Below are 19,063 nucleotides of genomic sequence, written 5' to 3' on the forward strand. Positions count from 1 at the left end.
CCTCAACGCTAGCGGCACGCGTCGCCACCGGTGCGAGCCGGTCTGCGCAGTCGAAACACGATCGAGACATCGATGTAATGACTTCGACCCTCCTGCCCGTATAGGTTCGGACCCAATTACCTCGGAGCGCGCCGCGGTGGGCCCGCTCCGGACCTCAGAAAGGGACGCCCCCATGCTCTCGACTCCTCGCAAGCGCGCGCTCGCGGGACTGGCAGCGGTCGCCATCGGCGCCGTCGCCCTCTCGGCGTGCACCAGCCAGCGCGGAGGGGACGGTGAGACGGATGCCGCGACCGACGTCGACGGCACCTTCGTCTTCGCCGCCTCCGCAGACCCGGCCAGCCTCGACCCCGCCTTCGCGCAGGACGGTGAGACCTTCCGCGTCTCACGCCAGATCTTCGAGGGCCTCGTCGGCACCGAGCCCGGAACCGCCGACCCCGCGCCCCTGCTCGCCGAGAGCTGGGAGTCGTCCGACGACGGACTGACCCACACCTTCCAGCTGAAGGAGGGCGTGACCTTCCACGACGGCACGCCGTTCAACGCAGAAGCGGTGTGCGCGAACTTCGACCGCTGGTACAACTGGACCGGCCTGGCAGCCAGCGAGGCCCTGTCGTACTACTACGGCAAGCTCTTCCGCGGCTACGTCGAGACCCCCGACACCGCGGTGTTCGACTCCTGCACCGCCGACTCCGACCTCGAGGCGACGGTGCAGCTGAAGCAGCCCTTCGCCGGCTTCATCCCCGCCCTCTCGCTCCCCGCCTTCGCGATGCAGAGCCCGACCGCGCTCGAGGAGTACGGCGCCGACGAGATCGGCGGCACCGAAGAGGCCCCCTCGCTCTCGGAGTACGGCGCCGGACACCCGACGGGCACCGGCCCCTACAAGTTCGACGAGTGGTCGCCGGGCGAGGAGCTCACGCTCTCGGCCTACGACGACTACTGGGGCGACTCGGGACAGGTGAACAAGATCATCTTCCGCGTCATCGACGACCCCACCGCGCGCCGTCAGGCCCTCGAAGCCGGATCGATCGACGGCTACGACCTCGTCGGCCCCGCCGACACCGCCGCGCTCGAAGAGGCCGGCTTCACGATGGTCTCGCGTCCCCCGTTCACGATCCTCTACCTCGCCTTCAACCAGGCGCAGCCCGAGCTGCAGGATGTGCGCGTCCGCGAGGCGCTCTCTCACGCGATCGACAAGGAGGCGCTCATCTCGCAGGTGCTCCCCGAGGGCACCGAGGTCGCGACGCAGTTCATGCCCGACACCGTCAACGGCTACAACCCCGACGTCACGACGTACGACTACGACCCCGAGAAGGCCAAGGCCCTGCTCGCGGAGGCCGGCTACACCGAGGCCAACCCGCTGACGCTGACCTTCAACTACCCGGTCAACGTCTCGCGCCCCTACATGCCCGACCCCGAGCAGATCGCCACCGTCATCTCGACGCAGCTGACCGACGTCGGTGTGCAGCTGACGCCGCAGACGGATGCCTGGAGCCCCGACTACCTCGACAAGATCACGGGCACCGCCGACCACGGCATCCACCTCCTGGGCTGGACGGGCGACTACAACGACACCGACAACTTCGTCGGCGTGTTCTTCGGTGCGCCCTCGGCCGAGTGGGGCTTCGACAACCCGGAGCTGTTCGCGGCCCTGAACGCCGCACGCGGCGTGCCGAACCTCGAGGAGCAGACCGCGCTCTACGAGCAGATCAACGAGCAGGTCGCCGAGTTCATCCCCGGCGTGCCCCTGGCTCACCCGGCCCCGACGCTCGCATTCGACCCGCGCGTCGAGAGCTACCCGGCCAGCCCGGTCAACGACGAGGTGTTCACGGACATCGTCCTGACCGAGTGACGACGAACCGCTGACCCCGCGGGGCGGGCGACCGCCTCGGGCGCGAGCCCGCCCCGCACTCCTCGACCGAAAGATTCCGCGTTGCTGCGAACCATCGGCCAACGGCTGCTTCTGCTGATCCCCACGCTCCTCGGGCTCAGCATCCTCCTCTTCCTCTGGGTGCGCGCCCTGCCCGGCGGCCCCGCCGTCGCCCTCCTCGGCGAGAAGGCGACCCCCGACGCGATCGCCCGCATCAACGAGCTGTACGGCTTCAACCGGCCGATCCTCGAGCAGTACGCCACCTATATGGGACGGCTGCTCACCGGCGACTTCGGGTCGTCGATCGAGACCGGGCGCCCCGTCGTCGAGGAGTTCCTCCGGCGGTTCCCGGCGACCGTCGAGCTCTCGATCGCGGCGCTCATCTTCGCCGTCGGCATCGGCATCCCCCTCGGGTATCTCGCGGCCCGACACCACGGCAGGATCAGCGACCACCTCGCTGTCGTCCTGAGTCTCGTGGGCGTCACGATCCCGGTGTTCTTCCTGGCCTTCATCCTCAAGTACGTCTTCGCCGTTCAACTCGGCTGGCTGCCGTCCGACGGCCGCCAGGACCCGCGCATCGATGCGACCCACTACACGAACTTCTATGTGCTCGACGGCCTCCTCACGGGAGAGTTCGACGCCGCATGGGACGCCGTCCTCCACCTCATCCTCCCGGCGCTGGCGCTGGGGACGATCCCGCTCGCGATCATCGTCCGCATCACCCGCGCCTCGGTGCTCGACGTGCAGAACTCCGACTACGTGCGCACCGGCCGGGCCAAGGGCATCGCCCGCCGGACGCTCCGCGGCCGCTTCATCCTGCGCAACGCCATGCTGCCGGTCGCCACCACCGTCGGCCTGCAGGTCGGACTGCTGCTGGCCGGAGCGATCCTCACCGAGACGGTGTTCGCCTTCCCCGGGATCGGCTCGTTCCTCGCCCGGGCGATCAGCGCCCGCGACTTCCCGGTGCTGCAGGGGTTCATCCTGTTCATCGCCGTCATCTACGCGCTCATCAACCTCATCGTCGATGTCTCGTACAGCCTGATCGATCCGAGAGTGAGGGTCTCATGAGCACCAACGCGCTCCCGCCCGCCCCCGGCGACGGACCCGCCACGGCCGTCGCCGAGCACGAGGTGCTCGAGGCCCGCGCCGGCGGCGGGTTCTGGCGCGACGTCTTCGCCCGCCTCCGGCGAAACCCCGTGGCCTGGATCGGCGCCGCCATCGTGCTGGTCTTCCTCCTCGTGGCGATCCTCGCGCCGTGGCTCGCCCCCTACCCCGAGACGGCCCTCCCCGGCGCGCGGGAGGTCACCCCCACCCGCATCCCCGGTCCCGGCGAGATCGCGGGCTTCCCGCTCGGCCTCGACCGCTTCGGCGGCGACGTGCTGTCGAAGCTCATCTGGGGAGCGCGGGCCTCACTGCTCATCGGAGTGATCTCGACCGCGTTCGGTCTCGCCGGCGGCATGCTCCTGGGCTTGATCGCCGGCATGTTCGGGGGCTGGGTCGACACCGTCGTCATGCGCTTCGTCGACATCCTCCTGTCGGTTCCCAACCTGCTGCTGGCCGTCTCGATCGCGGCGATCCTCGGTCAGTCGCAGCTCGCGATCATGATCGCGATCGGAGCCTCGCAGGTGCCGATCTTCGCGCGCCTGCTGCGGGCCTCGATGCTGCAGCAGCGCAGCGCCGACTACATCCTCTCGGCGCAGACCCTCGGCCTCGGCCGGGGCAAGATCACGATGAGCCACGTGCTGCCCAACAGCCTCGGGCCCGTCATCGTCCAGGGGACGCTCACCCTCGCAACCGCCGTCATCGACGCCGCGGCGCTGTCGTTCCTCGGCCTCGGCGGCGGGGGAGCGGCCACCGCCGAGTGGGGCCGCATGCTCACTTACGCGCAGAACGAGCTCGCGATCGCGCCGTGGCTCGCATTCCTCCCGGGCCTGTGCATCATGATCACCGCGCTCGGCTTCACGCTGCTCGGCGAATCGCTGCGCGAGGCCATGGACCCGCGCACCCGCGCCCGCTGACCTGCTCGCCGGTGGCCCCTCAGGAGGCGATGTCGAGCTCGTTGCCCGGGATCGACGACAGCAGCCGCCGCGTGTAGGGGTCGCGCGGATTGGTGAAGATCTCTTCGCTCGAGGCGGCCTCGACGAGGGCGCCGTCCTTCATGACGCAGACGTAGTCCGAGATCAGACGCACGACGGCGAGGTCGTGCGAGATGAAGAGGTAGCTCAACCCGTACTCGCCCTGCAGGTCGCGCAGCAGCGTGAGGATCTGGTCCTGCACGAGGACGTCGAGGGCCGACACCGGCTCGTCGCACACGATCAGCTCGGGGTTCAGGGCGAGGGCGCGTGCGATCGCGACGCGCTGACGCTGCCCGCCCGAGAGCTCGGAGGGGTACCTCCGCAGCATCGTCTGCGGCAGGGCGACGTCGTCGAGCAGTTTCCTCACATGCGCGGCGCGGTCTCTCGGGGTCCCGCGCTTGTAGAACTCCAATGGTTCGGCGACGATCCGCTCGATCGTGAACATGGGGTTCAGCGACGAGTACGGGTCCTGGAAGATCGGCTGCACCTTCTGCCGGAACTCGCGCAGCTGCGGGCCCTTCAGGCCCGCGACATCCTGCCCCTCGAAACGGATCGTTCCCGATGTCGGCTCGATCACCTTCAGCAGCATCCGCGCCGTCGTCGTCTTGCCCGACCCGGATTCGCCGACGATGGCAACCGTCTCACCGCGCGGGATGGCGAGTGAGACGTCGCTGACCGCGGCGAAGTCATCCTTGCGACCGCGGATCTTGTAGAGCTTCGTGAGGTTCTCGATCTCGACGATGTGATCGCGGCGTGCTGCTGTGTCCGCCGGGGCCGATGCTCCGGATGCCGCGGGGTCGGTGACGGCAGCCGGTGGGGGCGTCGCGCGGTAGGCCTCCGGCCGCAGGCGCACCGCCGCGACCGAGGGCGCCGCCTTCACCAGGGCCTGCGTGTAGGGCTGCTGCGGATCCTCGAGGATCTGGCGGGCCGGACCCTGCTCGACGATCCGGCCGCGATGCATCACGACGACGCGCGCGGCGCGCTCCGCGGCGAGGCCGAGGTCGTGGGTGATGAGCAGGACGGAGGTGCCCAGCTCACCCGTCATCCGCCCGAGCTGATCGAGGATCGTCTTCTGCACCGTGACGTCGAGGGCGCTCGTGGGCTCGTCGGCGATGAGCAGCCGCGGGTTGCAGGCCAGCCCGATCGCGATGAGCGCGCGCTGCCGCATCCCGCCCGAGAACTCGTGCGGGTACTGCTTGGCGCGTTCGGCGGCATCCGGCAGCCCGGCCGCGGCGAGGGTCTCGATGACCTTGGCGTCGACGTCCTTCGACGTGGCGAGGCCGTGAGCGAGCAGCGTCTCGGCGACCTGGGTGCCGATCTTCGAGACCGGATTGAGGTTCGACATCGGGTCCTGCGGCACGAGTCCGATCGACCCGCCGCGGATGCGGCGAAGCGTGCTCTCGGGCGCGCCCACGAGCTCCTCGCCGTCGAGGCGGATGCTGCCGCGCACGACGCGCCCGTTGCCCGGGAGGAGTCCGATCACGGCCATCGCCGTCGTCGACTTTCCCGAGCCGGACTCGCCCACGATCGCGACGGTCTCACCCGCCGAGATCTCGAGGTCGACGCCCTCGACCGCGTGCACCGGGCCCTCGAGCGTGCGGAAGTCGACGGCCATGTCGCTCACCCGCAGCAGGGGAGTGGAGGAGTCTGCCATTGGCCCATCCTGCCCGCCCGCGGCCCCGAGCGCACCGTGTCGGGCCCACCCGTTACATCGACGTAACGCTGGCCCGTCGTCTCGCGGACCGGGCGCGCTCGTGCCGCGGACCGCGCGCTCTCGTGCCGCGGACCGGGCGCTCGTGCCGCGGACCGCGCGCTCGTGCCGCGGACAGGCTGGCTGCCGCGGGGACGCCGTTCGCGGGGGCGGTGCGGCTGTTCAGCCTGTTAACGGCACAGCCGTCGTGACGGGTGCAGGCCCGGCGGGCCTGCGGCGGGCGTGCCGCGATCAGGTTGGGTGTACCGGGGCGGGCCTCGAGCCGGGTTCGGGCGTCGGTCAGCCTGTGCGCGGCACGGGCACGGGCACGGGCGCGGCACGGGCGCGGCACGGGCACGGCACGGCACGGGCACGGCACGGGCACGGGCACGGCACGGCACGGCGAGCCGCGGTGCCCGCCCGGGCCGCGGGCTAGCGTTGACCCATGGACCTCAACGCGGACCTGGGCGAGACGGTCGACGGCGTCCCGACGGCCGACGACACCGCGATGTTCGCCCTCGTGTCGAGCGCGTCGATCGCCTGCGGCGGTCACGCGGGCGACGCCTCGTCGATGCGCACCGCCGTGGCCGGGGCCACCGCCGCCCGGGTCGCGGTCGGTGCCCACCCCTCCTATCTCGACCGGGCGGGTTTCGGGCGGGTCCGGGTCGCGGTCGAGCCCGATCTGCTGCGCGCGCAGGTGCTCGGTCAGTTGCACGCCCTCGCCGCTGCCGGTGCCGACGTGCGGTACGTCAAGCCGCACGGGGCGCTCTATCACGCGGCGAGCGAGGATGCGGCGACCGCGCGAGCCGTCGCCGCGGCGGTCGCGGATCTGTCGGTACAGCTCGGCCGCGCGGTTCCGCTGCTGGGGCTCGGGGGTGCGATCGTGTCGGCGGCGTCGGATGCGGGGCTGCCGTTCCATCTCGAGGCCTTCCTCGACCGCGGCTATCTCGCCGACGGCTCGCTCGTGCCGCGCGGAGCTCCCGGCGCGCTGCTCGACGATCCGGACGTCGTCGCCGAGCGTGCGCTCCGCTTGGCGACGCAGGGGGAAGTCGTCGCGGTCTCGGGAGAGGTCGTGCGCAGCGAGGCGGCGTCACTGTGCGTGCACGGCGATTCCCCCGGTGCCGTTGCGATGGCTCGCGCGGTGAGGTCAGCGCTCGACGCCGCCGGGATCGTGGTGCGCTCGCCGTGGTGACGGTCGTGTCCGAGCCGCCATCCTGCCTGCCGGGGCGAGGTCCCCGACACGGCGCCGGATCGAGGATGCCGCGATGAGGATGCTGCCGATGGGCCACGACGCGGTGCTCGTCGAGGTGTCGGATCTGGCGGCGGCGATGGCGCTGCACGCGAGGCTGACGGCCGCGCCGCCGCCGGGGGTGGTCGACATCGTGCCCGCGGCCGCGACGGTTCTCGTCCGTGTCGATCCGGCCGTAATGCGCCCGGCGGCGGTCCGGGCCTGGGTCTCGTCGGCTGTGACGTCGGCGGCGCCGCCGGCATCCGCCTCCGCGTCCGTGACGTTGCCGATCCGCTACGACGGGGCCGACCTCGCCGATCTCGCCGCGCTGCTCGGATCCAGCACCGAGGCGCTCGCCGCCCGCCATGCCGGGACCGACTGGACGGTCGCATTCACGGGCTTCGCCCCCGGGTTCGGCTATCTGGTCGGCGCGGGCTGGGATCTCGACATCCCGCGTCGGCCGTCGCCGCGCACGCGCGTCGCCGCCGGCTCGGTCGGTCTGGCCGGTGTGTTCTCAGGAGCGTATCCGCGCGAGACGCCGGGCGGATGGCAGCTCATCGGCACGACGGACGCGCCGCTGTTCAACGCGGATGCCGATCGCCCCGCACTCCTCGTCCCGGGCACGGCCGTGCGCTTCGACCCGATGCGCAGCCGCGTCGCGAGTTCGGATGCCGCGGGTTCGGATGCGGCGCAGTCCGATTCGCCGACTCCGGATGCCGCGACGCGGCCGACTCTCGACGTGGTGACGCGGCTGTTCCCGGCCCCCGCGGCCCCGCCGGCCCCCGCCCGGCCTCCGGCGACGGAGCCGGCGAAGGGACCAGCAACGGCGACGGTGCCAGAACCGCCGGGACGCACAGCACCGGCGGCTCCGCGCGGCGTCCGCGTCATCGCGCCGGGCCTGCAGAGCACGTTCCAGGATGGCGGCCGTCCGGGACGGGCTGCGGACGGCATCGGCGCGGCAGGCGCCGCCGACCCCGCCGCATGGGCGCTCGCGAACCGGCTGCTGGGCAACCGCGAGGGGGCCGCCGCCATCGAGGTCGCCGTCGGCGGGCTGCGAGCGGTGGCGGAGCGCGATCTGACCGTGGTCGTGACGGGAGCGTGGGCGCCGGTCGTGATCGACGGACGCGTGGGCGACCCGTTCGTCGTGCACCGATGGCCGACGGGAGCGGAGCTGAGGCTCGACGGTTTCCTCGCCGGTTCCCGCGCCTACCTCGCCGTTCGCGGAGGGTGGGACGTCGCGCCGGTCGCGGGCTCGCGATCGACCGACACGCTGGCCGGGCTCGGGCCGGCGCCGCTGCGAGAGGGGGATGTCGTTGCCGTCGGCGACGACGTCGCCGGGCCGGTTCCTGTTCTGCCGTTGCATCCGTGGGGGCCGCCGCCCACCGGAACGGGCGCGGTTCCGCTCGACATCCCCGTCATGCCCGGTCCGCGGTCGGACTGGCTCACGTCGGAGTCTCGGCGCCGCCTCGCAGGCGAGACCTGGATCGTGTCCGCGGCGGCGGACCGGGTGGGCATCCGCCTCGAGGGCCCGCGTCTCGACCGGCGGCGCGACGACGAGCTGCCCAGCGAGGGGATGGTGCCGGGGGCGATCCAGGTCCCGCCCGCGGGGCATCCGGTCGTGTTCGGTGTGGATGCCCCGGTGACCGGCGGATACCCCGTCGTGGGCGTCGTGACACCGGCCGGTCTGGCTCGTCTCGCACAGGCCCGTCCGGGAGATCGTGTGCGACTGCGCCCGACGATGCGGGGCGAGGGCCCCGCCGACGATCGCTGATCCGTCAAGGGGGAGAACTCCCCCTGTCAAGAGCCGGTGGACTCGGGCCGGTTCGCCTAGCGTCGAGACCATGATCCGCACCAAGACCACCACATCGGCCGCGCTGCTCGTCTCCGCGGCGCTCCTCCTCGCCGGTTGCGGCGGGCAGGCGGACGACACCGCCGCGTCGGGGGACGCCGGCGCGTCGCCCGCACCCTCGTCCTCGACTTCGTCGTCCGCTCCCGCCGCGAGCGCCCCGGATGTCGCGCCCGCGTCGGGCGAGACCATCACCGGAACGGGCTACAGCTTCGCCGTGCCGGAGGGCTGGGCAGTCCCCGAGCAGGCGGTGCCGGGCACCGAGAGGCTCGACGTCTTCGTCGCCGATCTGTCCGACCCCACGGCCGCCTTCGCCGACAACGTCAACGTCGTCCTCTCGCCGGAGGGTCAGACCGTGACGCCGGAGCAGATCGAGAAGGACGGCGTCGAGCAGCTGGAGACCCAGGCCGGCGCGACCGACGTCGCCGTCGCGCCCCGCACGGTGATCGCCGGCGGCGAGTCCGCGCACATCACCGCGTCGGTCACGCAGCAGGGCGCGACGTACAACGTCGACCAGTTCTACGCGTCCGACGGCGACCGCACCTACGTCGTGACCTTCTCGTTCAGCCCCGAGGTCTCGGAAGCCGACCGTGCGGCCGTCTACGACTCGGTCCTCGCTTCGTGGGCGTGGGCCTGATCCTCGCACCTCGGCAGCACGCCGCCCGCTTCTGCAGCGGGCGGCGTGCTCTCGTGTCAAGGGGAGTGTTCGCGCTGCCGATTCGCCTAGCGTGTGAGGCATGACGCGCTCCCGGATCGCCCCGATGGCCGTCGCCCTCGTGTCGGCGACGCTGCTGCTCGCGGCGTGCGATGCGCAGCCGGGGGCTGACCGACCCGACGGTTCGTCGCCGGTCAGCTCGGCGCCCGCGACACCGGCACCCACCGCGACCTCATCGGTCGAAGACGAGCCCGGCGAGACGGTGCGGGGGAGCGGGTACAGCTTCACCGTGCCCCGCGGGTGGGCCGTGCCCGACCAGGACCCGACGGGAGGGCAGGTCGACGTCTTCGTCTCGGAGTCCGCCGACGCCGAGGGCCGATACATCACGGTCGTCGTCTCACCTGGCGTCATCACCCCCGGTGACGTCGAAGCCGACGGCGCCGCGAGCCTCGAGGCGGTGGGTGCCACCGACGTGTCGCTGGAGGACCGCGTCGACATCGCCGGCAGCGAATCGGCGCATCTGGTCGCGACCCTCGAGCAGGACGGCGCCCCGACCCTCATCGATCAGTACTACGCCACGCGCGACGAGCAGACGTTCGTCATCACCATCGCCTCGCCCGCCGACACCGCCGAGGAAGACCGCCGTCGACTGGCCGAGATCGTGCTGTCCAGCTGGGCCTGGGAGTGACCATCGTCCCGGGTGGCGCGCATTTATACCGCAGCATCCGGGGGTCGTCAAGGATTGTGCTGGACATGGCGCGTCGCGCCGCCTATAGTTGGTAGTTGCGCTCCCGTCCCCCTTGCCCTCATATGGTGGTCGGCTTGTGCTCTGCGCGATTCCGCCCGTCCGACGGCGTGAGACGCGCGAGCTCGGACCGGGAGCACTCCACCTGACGACAAGGAACCGGCCCCACCCGGGCCACGGAGGTAATCCCCTTGGCTGCTGCGAGCAACGCATCCACCACCACCCCCAAGAACGGTCGCGGCGCTTCCCGCCTCTCGTTCGCGAAGATCTCCGACAAGCTGACGGTCCCCGACCTGCTGGCGCTGCAGACGGAGTCTTTCGACTGGCTCGTCGGCAACGACGCCTGGAAGGCCCGCCTCGCCGAGGCGCAGGCCGCCGGTCGCACCGACGTCGCCCTCCAGAGTGGCCTCGAGGAGATCTTCGAGGAGATCTCGCCCATCGAGGACCTCGGCGAGACGATGCAGCTGTCGTTCACCAACCCCTACCTCGAGCCCGAGAAGTACTCCATCGAGGAGTGCAAGGAGCGCGGCAAGACCTACGCGGCGCCCCTCTACGTCGAGGCCGAGTTCATGAACCACCTCACCGGTGAGATCAAGACCCAGACGGTCTTCATGGGCGACTTCCCGCTCCAGACCGGCAAGGGCACCTTCATCATCAACGGCACCGAGCGCGTCGTCGTGTCGCAGCTCGTCCGTTCGCCCGGTGTCTACTTCGACAAGACGCCCGACAAGACCTCCGACAAGGACATCGTCTCGGCACGCGTCATCCCCTCGCGCGGCGCATGGCTCGAGTTCGAGATCGACAAGCGCGACCAGGTCGGCGTCCGCATCGACCGCAAGCGCAAGCAGTCGGTCACCGTCTTCCTCAAGGCCCTCGGCCTGACCAGCGAAGACATCATGGCCGAGTTCGCCGGGTACGACTCGATCGAGGAGACCCTCGCGAAGGACACGATCCTCACCAAGGAGGACGCGCTCCGCGACATCTACCGCAAGCTCCGTCCGGGCGAGCAGGTCGCCGCCGAGGCAGCGCGCGCGCTCCTCGACAACTTCTACTTCAACGCCAAGCGCTACGACCTCGCCAAGGTCGGTCGCTACAAGATCAACCAGAAGCTGGGTCTCGACACCCCGATCGAGGAGTCGGTGCTCACCGTCGCCGACATCGTCGCGACCATCAAGTACCTGGTCCGTCTCCACCGCGGCGACACCACGTTCGACGGCATCCGCGACGGCAAGCCCGCCGAGATCCGCCTCGACACCGACGACATCGACAACTTCGGCAACCGTCGTATCCGCGCCGTCGGCGAGCTCATCCAGAACCAGGTCCGCACCGGTCTGTCGCGCATGGAGCGCGTCGTTCGCGAGCGCATGACCACGCAGGACATCGAGGCGATCACGCCGCAGACCCTGATCAACGTGCGCCCCGTCGTCGCCGCGATCAAGGAGTTCTTCGGAACCTCGCAGCTGTCGCAGTTCATGGACCAGAACAACCCGCTCGCGGGTCTGACCCACAAGCGTCGCCTCTCGGCGCTGGGCCCCGGCGGTCTGTCGCGTGAGCGCGCCGGCGTCGAGGTTCGCGACGTCCACCCGTCGCACTACGGCCGCATGTGCCCGATCGAGACGCCCGAAGGCCCGAACATCGGTCTGATCGGTTCGCTCGCCTCGTTCGCGCGCATCAACGCGTTCGGCTTCATCGAGACCCCGTACCGTCGCGTCGTCGACGGCAAGGTCACCGACGAGATCGACTACCTCACCGCCAGCGAAGAGAACGACTACGTCGTGGCGCAGGCCGGTGTCGAGCTGAACAAGGACGGCTCGTTCGTGGCCGACCGCGTCCTCGCCCGCCGCGGCAAGGGCGGCGAGGTCGACCTCTTCCCGAACGAGGAGATCGGCTACATGGACGTCTCGCCGCGCCAGATGGTGTCGGTGGCGACCTCGCTCATCCCCTTCCTCGAGCACGACGACGCGAACCGCGCCCTCATGGGTGCGAACATGCAGCGTCAGGCCGTGCCGCTGCTGCGCAGCGACTCGCCGCTGGTCGGAACGGGTATGGAGGGCTACGCCGCGATCGACGCCGGTGACGTCATCACCGCGCAGAAGGCCGGTGTCGTCTCCGAGGTCTCGGCCGACGTCGTCACGGTGCAGCTCGACGAGGGCGGCACGCAGGACTACTTCCTCCGCAAGTTCGACCGTTCGAACCAGGGCACGTCGTACAACCAGCGCGTCGTGGTCTCGGCCGGTGAGCGCGTCGAGGTCGGCGAGGTCATCGCCGACGGTCCCGCCACCGAGAACGGCGAGCTCGCGCTCGGCAAGAACCTCCTCGTCGCCTTCATGACGTGGGAGGGCCACAACTTCGAGGACGCGATCATCCTCAGCCAGGAGCTCGTGAAGAACGACACGCTCTCCTCGATCCACATCGAGGAGTACGAGGTCGACGCGCGCGACACCAAGCTCGGCAAGGAGGAGATCACCCGTGACCTCCCGAACGTCGCGCCCGACCTGCTGAAGGACCTCGACGAGCGCGGCATCATCCGCATCGGCGCCGAGGTGCGTCCCGGCGACATCCTCGTCGGCAAGGTCACGCCCAAGGGTGAGACCGAGCTGTCGGCCGAGGAGCGTCTGCTCCGCGCGATCTTCAACGAGAAGAGCCGCGAGGTCCGCGACACGTCGCTGAAGGTGCCCCACGGTGAGCAGGGAACCATCATCGCGGTCAAGGAGTTCAACGCCGAGGACGGCGACGACGAGCTCGGCTCGGGCGTCAACCGCCGCGTCGTGGTCTACATCGCCCAGAAGCGCAAGATCACCGAGGGTGACAAGCTCGCCGGCCGCCACGGCAACAAGGGTGTCATCGCGAAGATCCTCCCCGTCGAGGACATGCCCTTCCTCGCCGACGGCACGCCCGTCGACGTCGTCCTGAACCCGCTCGGCATCCCGGGTCGAATGAACTTCGGCCAGGTCCTCGAGCTGCACCTCGGCTGGATCGCCGCGCAGGGCTGGAAGGTCGAGGGCAACCCCGAGTGGGCCGAGCGCCTGCCCGAGGTCGCACGCGAGGCCGCTCCCGGCACCAAGGTCGCGACGCCCGTGTTCGACGGTGCGTTCGAGTCGGAGATCGCGGGTCTGCTCGACTCGACGAACCTCACGCGCGACGGTGAGCGTCTCATCGACTCGTCGGGCAAGACGAAGCTGTTCGACGGTCGCTCCGGCGAGCCGTTCCCGGCTCCGATCTCGGTCGGCTACATGTACATCCTGAAGCTCCACCACCTCGTCGACGACAAGATCCACGCGCGTTCGACGGGCCCGTACTCGATGATCACCCAGCAGCCGCTCGGTGGTAAGGCGCAGTTCGGTGGCCAGCGCTTCGGTGAGATGGAGGTGTGGGCCCTCGAGGCCTACGGCGCCGCGTACGCCCTCCAGGAGCTCCTGACGATCAAGTCCGACGACATCGTCGGCCGCGTGAAGGTCTACGAGGCCATCGTCAAGGGCGAGAACATCCAGGAGCCCGGCATCCCCGAGTCGTTCAAGGTGCTCATGAAGGAGATGCAGTCGCTCTGCCTGAACGTCGAGGTCCTCTCGGCCGACGGCACCGAGGTCAACCTCCGCGACACCGATGACGAAGCCTTCCGCGCAGCGGAAGAGCTCGGCATCAACATCTCCAGCCGCTTCGAGTCCTCGTCGATCGACGAGATCTGATCCGGCCAGGCAACGAACAGAATTCCGACACAGGAGAATCAGTGCTCGAGTCACACACCTTCGATCAGCTTCGCATCGGCCTGGCCACTGCTGACGACATCCGTCGTTGGTCCTTCGGCGAGGTCAAGAAGCCCGAAACCATCAACTACCGCACGCTCAAGCCCGAGAAGGACGGCCTCTTCGGCGAGCAGATCTTCGGCCCCTCCCGCGACTGGGAGTGCGCCTGCGGAAAGTACAAGCGCGTCCGCTTCAAGGGCATCGTCTGCGAGCGCTGCGGCGTCGAGGTCACCAAGTCCTCGGTCCGCCGTGAGCGCATGGGCCACATCGAGCTCGCCGCTCCCGTGACCCACATCTGGTACTTCAAGGGCGTGCCCTCGCGCCTCGGGTACCTGCTCGACATGGCGCCGAAGGACCTCGAGAAGGTCATCTACTTCGCCGCGTACATGGTCATCTCGGTCGATGAGGATGCGCGTCACCGCGACCTCCCCACGCACGAGAACAACCTGCGCCTCGAGATCAAGAACCTCGGCGACCGCCGCGACGCCCGCGTGGCGACGCGTCTGGCGAAGCTGGAGGAGGAGCTCGCGACCCTCGAGGCCGACGGTGCCAAGGCCGACCAGAAGAAGAAGGCCAAGGACTCCGCCGAGAAGGACATGGCGACCGTCCGCAAGAACTTCGACGAGCAGATCTCGCGCCTCGAGCGGGTGTGGGAGGAGTTCCGCTCCCTCGAGGTCGGCCAGCTCAAGCAGGAGGACGACGTCTTCCACGAGCTGCAGGACCGCTTCGGCCAGTACTTCGAGGCCTACATGGGTGCCGAGGGCATCCAGCGTCGCCTCGCGGCGTTCGACCTGGCCGCCGAGGCCGAGTCGCTGCACCTGCAGATCTCCGAGGGCAAGGGCCAGCGCAAGATCCGTGCGATCAAGCGCCTGAAGGTCGTCAACTCGTTCCTGCAGACCGGCATGTCGCCGGCCTCGATGGTGCTCGACGTCGTCCCGGTCATCCCGCCGGAGCTGCGTCCGATGGTCCAGCTCGACGGTGGCCGCTTCGCGACCTCCGACCTCAACGACCTGTACCGCCGTGTCATCAACCGCAACAACCGTCTGCGTCGTCTGATCGACCTCGGGGCTCCCGAGATCATCGTGAACAACGAGAAGCGGATGCTGCAGGAGGCCGTCGACGCCCTGTTCGACAACGGTCGCCGCGGTCGCCCCGTCACCGGAACCGGCAACCGTGCGCTGAAGTCGCTGTCCGACATGCTCAAGGGCAAGCAGGGACGTTTCCGTCAGAACCTGCTCGGAAAGCGCGTCGACTACTCGGGCCGTTCGGTCATCATCGTCGGACCCCAGCTGAAGCTGCACCAGTGCGGTCTGCCCAAGCAGATGGCCCTCGAGCTCTTCAAGCCGTTCGTCATCAAGCGCCTGATCGACCTCGGTCACTCGCAGAACATCAAGGCGGCCAAGCGCGCCGTCGAGCGCACGCGTCCCGAGGTCTGGGACGTGCTCGAGGAGATCATCCGCGAGCGTCCCGTGCTGCTCAACCGTGCACCCACCCTGCACCGCCTGGGCATCCAGGCCTTCGAGCCCCAGCTCGTCGAGGGTAAGGCCATCCAGCTGCACCCGCTCGTCTGCGCCGCCTTCAACGCGGACTTCGACGGCGACCAGATGGCCGTCCACCTGCCGCTGTCGGTCGAGGCTCAGGCCGAGGCCCGCATCCTGATGCTCGCGTCGAACAACATCCTCAAGCCCTCGGACGGCCGTCCGGTCACCCTGCCCTCGCAGGACATGATCATCGGTCTGCACCACCTGACCACGGTCATCGAAGGTGCCAAGGGTGAGGGCCGCGTGTTCGGCTCGGTCGGCGAGGCGATCCTGGCCAAGGACGAGGGCACCCTCGACCTGCAGGCCAAGGTCCGCATCCGCATCCCCGGCCTCGCGTTCCTCGAGGGCGACGCCCCCGAGGGCTACGAGCGTCACGGTCTGGTCGACGCTTCGCTCGGACAGGCGATCTTCAACGACACCCTGCCCAAGGGCTACCCGTTCGTGCGCGAGCAGGCGGACAAGGGCAAGCTGTCGCAGATCGTCAACAAGCTGGCGGAGGAGTACCCCAAGACCGAGGTCGCGGCATCCCTCGACCGGATCAAGGACGCCGGCTTCCACTGGGCGACCCGTTCGGGCGTCACCGTGGCGCTCAGCGACGTCCTGACGCCGCCGAACAAGGCCGAGATCATCTCGAAGTACGAGAAGCTCGCCTCGAAGGTCCAGGGCCAGTTCGAGAAGGGTCTCGTGACCGACGCCGAGCGTCGCCAGGAGCAGATCAAGATCTGGACCGAGGCGACCGACGAGGTCCAGGCCGCCATGAAGGCGAACTTCCCCGCCGAGAACACCATCAACCGCATGGTCTCGTCGGGCGCCCGTGGTAACTGGCTGCAGATCCGTAACATCGCCGGTATCCGAGGCCTGGTCAACAACACCAAGGGCGAGATCATGCCGCGTCCGATCATCTCCTCGTACCGCGAGGGGCTGTCGGTGGCGGAGTACTTCACCGCGACGCACGGTGCTCGTAAGGGTCTGGCCGACACCGCTCTGCGTACCGCCGACTCGGGTTACCTGACCCGTCGTCTGGTCGACGTCTCGCAGGACGTCATCATCCGCGAGGAGGACTGCGGCACGTCGAAGGGTCTCGAGCTGCCGATCGCCGCAGCCGGTGCCGACGGCGCCCTCATCAAGGATGCCAACGTCGAGAACTCGGTGTTCGCCCGTACCCTGGCCGCCGACGCCGTCTCGCCCTCGGGCGAGGTGCTGGCCGCGGCCGGCGACGACGTGGGCGACGTGCTGATCAACAAGCTCGTCGAGGGCGGGGTGACCTCCATCAAGGTCCGCTCGGTCCTGACCTGTGACTCGGCCGTGGGTGTCTGCGCCAAGTGCTACGGCCGTTCGCTGGCCACCGGCAAGATCGTCGACATCGGCGAGGCGGTCGGCATCATCGCCGCCCAGTCGATCGGTGAGCCCGGTACTCAGCTGACGATGCGTACCTTCCACACCGGTGGTTCTGCATCGGCCGATGACATCACGCAGGGTCTTCCCCGCGTGCAGGAGCTCTTCGAGGCCCGTACCCCCAAGGGTGCGTCGCCGATCGCCGAGGCCAGCGGCCGCATCACGATCGACGAGACCGAGAAGGCCAAGAAGGTCATCATCACGCCCGACAACGGCGACGAGCCCTTCGTCTACCCGGTGCTGAAGCGTGCGACCCTCCTCGTCGAGGACGGCCAGCACGTCGAGGTCGGCGACCCGCTGCAGGTCGGCACGCTCGACCCGAAGGACATCATGCGCGTGCAGGGTGCCCGCGAGGTGCAGAAGTACCTCGTCGGCGGCGTGCAGGGCGTGTACCGCTCGCAGGGTGTGCCGATCCACGACAAGCACATCGAGGTCATCGTCCGTCAGATGCTGCGGAAGGTCACCGTGGTCGACCACGGCGACACCACGCTGCTGCCGGGTGAGCTGGTCGACTTCAAGAAGTACCAGCAGATCAACCGTGAGACGGTCGGCGAGGGCAAGCGCCCCGCGTCGGGTCGCCCCGAGCTGATGGGTATCACGAAGGCGTCGCTCGCGACGGAGTCGTGGCTGTCGGCCGCGTCGTTCCAGGAGACCACCCGCGTTCTGACGCAGGCGGCTATGGAGGGCAAGAGCGACCCGCTCGTCGGCCTCAAGGAGAACGTCATCATCGGAAAGCTCATCCCCGCCGGAACGGGCCTTGCGAAGTACCGCAACGTGGCCGTCGAGGCGACGGAGGAGGCGAAGAGCGAGCGGTACCCCAACCGCATCTTCGCGTCGGACGGCGCGTACAGCGACGCCGACCTGAGCTACGTCGACTTCGACAGCTTCTCCACCGACGGCGACTTCACCAGCTACAACTGATCGATCGCTGATCCTGCGAAGGGCCCCGGGCATGTCCCGGGGCCCCTTCGTCGTGTCGGTCGGCGTGAGCGCACTCCTGCGGATTAGCGTGGAGAGGTGGCACGCATCGGGGGTCGGAACGTCGTCTTCGCCTGGATCGTCGGCGTCTTCTGCGCCGGCGTGATCGGGGTGCTCGCGTTCCTGACCGTCCCGCTCGTCACGACGGGCATGGGGATGCTCGGCGCAGGCGCCGACGAGGGTGCCGCCGCCGCGGCCGCCGATGGCCCGCAGCAGTGCCGCGAGCTGTACCCGGAGGCGCTGTGGGTGACGCTGCAGTACTCGCCCGGCGCCCAGCTCGAGCAGACGCAGGACGCCCCCGTCTCGACCGCGACAGCCCTCGTCGAGGCTCTTGCTCCCGAGGTCCGTTTCACGTGCGCGTGGACCTCGGATGCCGGGTCGATCTCGACGACGGTCGGATCGGTGGGAACGGATGCCGGTTCGATCGCGGCATCCGCGCTGCCCGCTCAGGGCTTCACGTGCGATGAGAGCGGCGTGCGCACGCTCTGCTCGCGCACTGACGGCGACCTCGTCGAGACGATCGAGGCGGGAGAGGGGCACTGGGTCTCGACGTCTCAGTCGGTGTGGCATCCCGAGCAGTACGCCAGCCGCGTCGGCAACGCGGTCTTCGCCCCGTCCCGCTGATCAGGGCGCGGGCGTCGCGGCGCCGGCGGGCCAGAGCGACGCGATGATGCCCGTCGTGTAGCCCTCGGGCGCGAGGTGCGAGAACTGGGTGTCGATCAGCACGCCGTCGCGGAAGAACAGCGTCCGTCCGTCTGTGACGGGGTAGCGCGCGTTCTGCCAGGTCTTCTCGCAGCGCACGCCTCCGGCCGGTTCGTAGCAGGTGAAGCCGATGCCGGTGAGCTCGTTGAAGAAGTCGATCACGGGATTGCGCTCGGCGTAGCCGATGGTCGTCTCGATCTTGGCGGTGTCGGCGGCGGGGTCGGCCCAGACGCAGCGCAGCGACCCGTCGGCCCGGAGTCCGCTCTCGCCGAAGGCCGGGTCGTTCAGCGGCACGGATGCGAGCGCGGTCCGGGCGGGTGCGCCGAGGATGCCGGCGCAGTCGCGGGGGAGCACGGTGGTCGACACCACCGAACCGGATGCCGCCGGCGGCGGCCCGCCCGCCTCGGCCGATACCGTCATCGCGGGCGTCGGGGTGACGGCGTCGACCGGCGTGGTCGCACCCGGGGTCGCGGCCGCGCCGGTGCCGGGTTCGGGCGCGCAGCCCGCGAGCAGCGCGACCGCGAGGACTACCGCGGCGGGCGCGAGGCGGGGGAGGGCGCGCGAGGTCATGGGACGACGATACGTCCGCACCTGCGGACGG

12 protein-coding genes are annotated in these 19,063 nt (G+C 69.7%); 10 read left to right on the plus strand and 2 right to left on the minus strand.

Annotation, left to right across the window (positions count from 1 at the left end):
• Positions 1-172: 172 nt before the first annotated feature.
• The 3 genes from DEU36_RS11225 to DEU36_RS11235 all read left to right on the plus strand — a co-directional run bounded on the left by DEU36_RS11225 (position 173) and on the right by DEU36_RS11235 (position 3,882).
• On the plus strand, positions 173-1,846 hold the full coding sequence (locus tag DEU36_RS11225) for an ABC transporter substrate-binding protein (protein ID WP_120264216.1): 1,674 nt from the start codon (positions 173-175) through the stop codon (positions 1,844-1,846).
• Between the two features lie 81 nt (positions 1,847-1,927).
• Positions 1,928-2,932 (plus strand): ABC transporter permease, encoded by a 1,005-nt coding sequence (locus DEU36_RS11230; RefSeq protein WP_120264217.1) that lies wholly within the window; start codon positions 1,928-1,930, stop codon positions 2,930-2,932.
• A complete protein-coding gene (locus tag DEU36_RS11235) occupies positions 2,929-3,882 on the plus strand; it encodes an ABC transporter permease (protein ID WP_120264218.1) in 954 nt (317 codons plus the stop codon). The genes DEU36_RS11230 and DEU36_RS11235 overlap by 4 nt, the downstream gene beginning before the upstream one ends.
• A gap of 19 nt (positions 3,883-3,901) precedes the next feature.
• Here DEU36_RS11235 and DEU36_RS11240 read toward each other — a convergent pair whose 3' ends face one another.
• Positions 3,902-5,593, minus strand: a complete 1,692-nt coding sequence (locus tag DEU36_RS11240) for an ABC transporter ATP-binding protein (protein ID WP_120264219.1) — start codon at positions 5,591-5,593, stop codon at positions 3,902-3,904.
• A 481-nt stretch (positions 5,594-6,074) separates the two neighbouring features.
• Here DEU36_RS11240 and DEU36_RS11245 point away from each other — a divergent pair, with 481 nt between their 5' ends.
• The 7 genes from DEU36_RS11245 to DEU36_RS11275 all read left to right on the plus strand — a co-directional run bounded on the left by DEU36_RS11245 (position 6,075) and on the right by DEU36_RS11275 (position 18,384).
• Complete coding sequence (locus DEU36_RS11245) at positions 6,075-6,821, plus strand: 5-oxoprolinase subunit PxpA (protein ID WP_120264220.1); 747 nt, start codon at positions 6,075-6,077, stop codon at positions 6,819-6,821.
• 73 nt (positions 6,822-6,894) lie between these two features.
• A complete protein-coding gene (locus DEU36_RS11250; RefSeq protein WP_120264221.1) occupies positions 6,895-8,628 on the plus strand; it encodes a carboxyltransferase domain-containing protein in 1,734 nt (577 codons plus the stop codon).
• A gap of 70 nt (positions 8,629-8,698) precedes the next feature.
• Positions 8,699-9,340, plus strand: a complete 642-nt coding sequence (locus DEU36_RS11255; RefSeq protein WP_120264222.1) for a hypothetical protein — start codon at positions 8,699-8,701, stop codon at positions 9,338-9,340.
• A 100-nt stretch (positions 9,341-9,440) separates the two neighbouring features.
• Positions 9,441-10,046 carry a hypothetical protein gene (locus DEU36_RS11260; RefSeq protein ID WP_147374398.1) on the plus strand — a complete coding sequence of 202 codons (606 nt, stop codon included), beginning with the start codon at positions 9,441-9,443 and terminating at the stop codon, positions 10,044-10,046.
• Positions 10,047-10,294: 248 nt separating this feature from the next.
• The gene (locus tag DEU36_RS11265) at positions 10,295-13,789 is read left to right on the plus strand and encodes a DNA-directed RNA polymerase subunit beta (protein WP_120264224.1); all 3,495 of its coding nucleotides are present in this window, start codon (positions 10,295-10,297) and stop codon (positions 13,787-13,789) included.
• Positions 13,790-13,830: 41 nt separating this feature from the next.
• Positions 13,831-17,703: a DNA-directed RNA polymerase subunit beta' gene (locus DEU36_RS11270; RefSeq protein WP_120264225.1), complete on the plus strand. Its 3,873-nt coding sequence runs from the start codon at positions 13,831-13,833 to the stop codon at positions 17,701-17,703.
• Between the two features lie 96 nt (positions 17,704-17,799).
• Entirely contained in the window at positions 17,800-18,384 is a 585-nt protein-coding gene (locus DEU36_RS11275; RefSeq protein WP_120264226.1) for a hypothetical protein, read from the plus strand.
• Here the strand turns inward: DEU36_RS11275 and DEU36_RS11280 are convergent, their stop codons facing one another.
• Positions 18,385-19,032: a hypothetical protein gene (locus tag DEU36_RS11280; protein ID WP_120264510.1), complete on the minus strand. Its 648-nt coding sequence runs from the start codon at positions 19,030-19,032 to the stop codon at positions 18,385-18,387. It abuts the gene before it with no gap.
• Between the last annotated feature and the right edge of the window lie 31 nt (positions 19,033-19,063).

The organism is Microbacterium sp. AG238 (assembly GCF_003610405.1).
Lineage (GTDB): Bacteria > Actinomycetota > Actinomycetes > Actinomycetales > Microbacteriaceae > Microbacterium.

Excerpts from the sequence above, each read along its gene's own strand:
- DEU36_RS11225 (WP_120264216.1), top strand. The coding sequence starts at position 173 with ATGCTCTCGACTCCTCGCAAGCGCGCGCTCGCGGGACTGGCAGCGGTC.
- DEU36_RS11235 (WP_120264218.1), top strand. The coding sequence starts at position 2,929 with ATGAGCACCAACGCGCTCCCGCCCGCCCCCGGCGACGGACCCGCCACG.
- DEU36_RS11240 (WP_120264219.1), bottom strand. The coding sequence starts at position 5,593 with ATGGCAGACTCCTCCACTCCCCTGCTGCGGGTGAGCGACATGGCCGTC.
- DEU36_RS11245 (WP_120264220.1), top strand. The coding sequence starts at position 6,075 with ATGGACCTCAACGCGGACCTGGGCGAGACGGTCGACGGCGTCCCGACG.
- DEU36_RS11250 (WP_120264221.1), top strand. The coding sequence starts at position 6,895 with ATGAGGATGCTGCCGATGGGCCACGACGCGGTGCTCGTCGAGGTGTCG.
- DEU36_RS11255 (WP_120264222.1), top strand. The coding sequence starts at position 8,699 with ATGATCCGCACCAAGACCACCACATCGGCCGCGCTGCTCGTCTCCGCG.
- DEU36_RS11260 (WP_147374398.1), top strand. The coding sequence starts at position 9,441 with ATGACGCGCTCCCGGATCGCCCCGATGGCCGTCGCCCTCGTGTCGGCG.
- DEU36_RS11280 (WP_120264510.1), bottom strand. The coding sequence starts at position 19,032 with ATGACCTCGCGCGCCCTCCCCCGCCTCGCGCCCGCCGCGGTAGTCCTC.